The organism is Streptomyces sp. NRRL WC-3549 (assembly GCF_000721935.1).
Taxonomy (GTDB): Bacteria; Actinomycetota; Actinomycetes; order Streptomycetales; family Streptomycetaceae; genus Streptomyces.
In genome coordinates, this window is sequence record NZ_KL585418.1 from 39,897 (window position 1) to 41,901 (window position 2,005).

Below are 2,005 nucleotides of genomic sequence, written 5' to 3' on the forward strand. Positions count from 1 at the left end.
GTTCGGAACGGCGTTCCGGTTGACCGTGATGCCGACCTCGTGGAGCCGGTCCTCGGCCTGCTGGCCGTCCAGCTCGGAGTTGCGCAGGTCCACCAGGACCAGGTGCACGTCGGTGCCGCCGGAGAGGACGGAGACGCCCACCTCGGTGACGTCCGGCTGGACCAGGCGCTCGGCGAGGATGCGGGCGCCGTCCAGGGTGCGCTGCTGGCGCTCCTTGAACTCCTCGGTCGCCGCGACCTTGAAGGAGACCGCCTTGGCCGCGATCACGTGCTCCAGCGGACCGCCCTGCTGACCGGGGAAGACCGCGGAGTTGATCTTCTTCGCGAGCTCCTGCGTCGACAGGATCACACCACCGCGCGGACCACCCAGCGTCTTGTGCGTGGTGGTCGTGACGACGTGGGCGTGCGGCACCGGGTTGGGGTGCAGCCCGGCGGCGACCAGGCCCGCGAAGTGCGCCATGTCGACCATCAGGTACGCGCCGACCTCGTCCGCGATGCGGCGGAAGGCGGCGAAGTCGAGCTGACGGGGGTACGCGGACCAGCCGGCCACGATCAGCTGCGGCCGGGTCTCCTTGGCCAGACGCTCGACCTCGTCCATGTCCACGACGCCGGTGCCGTCGACGTGGTACGGGACCACGTTGTACAGCTTGCCGGAGAAGTTGATCTTCATGCCGTGGGTCAGGTGACCGCCGTGGGCCAGGTTCAGGCCCATGATCGTGTCGCCCGGCTTCAGCAGTGCGAACATCGCGGCGGCGTTGGCCTGCGCACCCGAGTGCGGCTGGACGTTCGCGGCCTCGGCGCCGAAGAGCGCCTTGATGCGGTCGATCGCGATCTGCTCGACCACGTCGACGTGCTCGCAGCCGCCGTAGTAGCGGCGCCCGGGGTAGCCCTCGGCGTACTTGTTGGTGAGAACGGAGCCCTGGGCCTCCATGACCGCCGCCGGGGCGAAGTTCTCCGAGGCGATCATCTCGAGGGTGGACTGCTGGCGGTGGAGCTCGGCGTCGACGGCGGCGGCGACGTCCGGGTCCAGCTCGTGGAGTGAGGAATTGAGAAGCGACATCAGGTGGTCCCTAGGGGTCTTTAGTTGCCGGAGAACTCGGTGTACTCATCGGCGGAGAGCAGGTCCTTCGGCTCCTCCGCCAGGCGCACCTTGAACAGCCAGCCGCCCTCGAAGGGGGCGGAGTTCACCAGCGACGGGTCGTCCACGACGTCCTGGTTGGCCGCGGTCACCTCGCCGGTCACCGGTGAGTACAGGTCGCTGACCGACTTGGTCGACTCCAGCTCTCCGCAGGTCTCGCCGGCGGTCACCGTGTCACCGACCTCAGGGAGCTGGGCGTAGACGACGTCACCGAGCGCGTTGGCCGCGTACTCGGTGATGCCGACCGTGGCCACGCCGTCCTCGAGGGCCGACAGCCACTCGTGCTCCTTGCTGTACCGCAGCTGCTGGGGGTTGCTCATGGTCTGAATTCTCCTGTACGCGGGGGAGTGCTGGTGAACGGTGGTCTTGCGGTGTGAGACGGGAATGCGTCACGTCCGGGGCGGACGGGCCGCCGCTGCCGCCCGGGGCGGGCTACTTCTCGCGCTTGTAGAACGGCAGCGCGACGACCTCGTACGGCTCGTGCGTGCCCCGGATGTCCACGGCGACGCCCTCGGTGCCGGGCGCCGCGTACGCCGCGTCGACGTACGCCATGGCGATCGGCTTGCCCAGGGTGGGGGAGGGGGCGCCGGAGGTGACCTCGCCGACGGCCTTCCCGTCCACGACCACCGAGAAGCCGGCCCGGGGCACCCGGCGGCCCGCGGCGACCAGGCCGACCAGCTTGCGGGGCGGGGCGGCCTCGGCGCGCTCGGCGGCCTTCCGCAGGGCCTCGCGGCCCACGAAGTCGCCCTCCTTCTCGAACTTCACCACCCGGCCGAAACCCGCGTCGAACGGCGTCAGGGCGGGGGTCAGCTCATGCCCGTACAGCGGCATGCCCGCCTCCAGGCGCAGCGTGTCGCGGCAGGGGAGG

3 protein-coding genes are annotated in these 2,005 nt (G+C 70.3%); all 3 read right to left on the bottom strand.

Annotated elements, in window-relative coordinates:
• The coding region (gene glyA / locus IH13_RS0123695; protein WP_031087615.1) for a serine hydroxymethyltransferase at window positions 1-1,059 on the bottom strand (1,059 nt) is incomplete at its 3' end.
• 20 nt (window positions 1,060-1,079) lie between these two features.
• Complete coding sequence (gcvH, locus tag IH13_RS0123700; RefSeq protein WP_031087616.1) at window positions 1,080-1,457, bottom strand: glycine cleavage system protein GcvH; 378 nt, start codon at window positions 1,455-1,457, stop codon at window positions 1,080-1,082.
• A gap of 112 nt (window positions 1,458-1,569) precedes the next feature.
• On the bottom strand, window positions 1,570-2,005 hold a 436-nt coding region (locus tag IH13_RS0123705; RefSeq protein WP_031087617.1), incomplete at its 5' end, for a glycine cleavage T C-terminal barrel domain-containing protein.

Excerpts from the sequence above, each read along its gene's own strand:
- gcvH (WP_031087616.1), bottom strand. The coding sequence starts at position 1,457 with ATGAGCAACCCCCAGCAGCTGCGGTACAGCAAGGAGCACGAGTGGCTG.